Genomic DNA, 1,356 nt, shown 5'->3' with positions numbered 1-1,356 from the left:
TCCGCTTCGTTAAGCAAGCCGCGTCGCTGGCTCAAAAGCGCTGTGCCGCCAGTCCAACGGCGGTGAGTGATCCGACTGGCCACGGATTTCCCGGCTGGAAGCATGTCACGCTCCACTTTTTGCGAGTTCACATGGATGCGACGTACCGCGAGATCGTCGATTGGGCGAGTGAGATGGATCGCGTTCGGGGTCTGTTACAGCTCGCTCGAACGGCATTTCCCGCACCCTCAACGCTGTACCGGTCGTTTGAGAGGGTGCCCATGTCCGTGTGGCGCGGGTTCCTTCGGGAGTCTGCGACCATCTGCGATCCGGGCTCGCACGGTGCCATCGATGCCACGTTCTTCGACCGCGAAACGGCATCGAGACACTACCAACACCGCTCGGATCGCCACATACGCACGCTCAAAACGACGGCACTCGTCGATACAGATTCGTGTGCCATCCTTGATCTTCACTGCTCGGCACACTGGCCTCACGACACCCAAACTGGCCGTCGAGTTGCCCTTCGCAACACCGAGAAAATCGAGAGTCTCGCCGGCGACAAAGGCTATGACGACCAATCTCTCCGGGACGCCCTCGGTTCAGAGGGCGTCCGGCCGTTGCTGCGTCACCGGCTGTTCGCTGCGTACGATCACGCGCACAACGCACGGTTGGACAGCGAGCTATACGGCCAGCGGTGGATGGCCGAGACCGCCTTTTCGGCCATCAAGCGTCGGTTCGGCCCCGCTGTCCACCCTCGCGCTTGGTACCGCGAGTTCCGCGAACTCGTGTTGACCGCCGCAGTCTACAACCTCGAACAAGCTCTCAAACAGTGATCCCCGCGCCGTCATCGGATTCAACAAAGCAGAAATCGCAGGATGTCCACACTGTGGTGAGCCGTATTGTGGGGAGCACGTTGCTGGCCACCGGCCTAATTGTGAAGAGCGTGAGCAGGATGAGACCGAGTCGGCAACGACTGTCGCGGAGCGTTACCAAGAGCGGACGCGAAAGAAGCAACAGGAGCGAAAAACACGGACTGATAAATTAGAACAGGAACGGGCAGAGCGTTTTTCGAGTCCAGACGTGAATCCCGACGGCAGTCTTTCGGATCCAGATTACGAGGAGGACATCCAATCGATCAGCCCCGGTGATGAAGACTCTGGTACCCCGGAAGATTCTGGTAGAGTTCTGAAGCTAGCAATCGCAACTCTCGCAGTTGCCCTGATGGCTTATTTGGGATATCTATTCGTAGTCTAACCTCGTTCAAATAGCCCTCCAGATATCGATCAGCGTATCCGCGACACAGTACAGTTATCGGCGCGCCGCGTCATCCGTCGGTATGGACGATGACGAGCTGATCGCCGCGGCGCGCGACGC

The 1,356-nt window shown here is 58.8% G+C and carries 1 protein-coding gene; it reads left to right on the top strand.

Annotation, left to right across the window (positions count from 1 at the left end; all coding sequences use genetic code 11):
• Positions 1–815: IS5 family transposase (locus tag EXE44_RS16845; RefSeq protein ID WP_137717971.1), on the top strand; the 815-nt coding region annotated here is incomplete at its 5' end.
• Positions 816–1,356: the final 541 nt, after the last annotated feature.

The organism is Halorubrum sp. SS7 (assembly GCF_005435055.1).
GTDB lineage: Archaea > Halobacteriota > Halobacteria > Halobacteriales > Haloferacaceae > Halorubrum > Halorubrum salinarum.
Note: the sequence above shows the minus strand (reverse complement) of the source record. Positions and strands in the feature narration are given on the sequence as shown.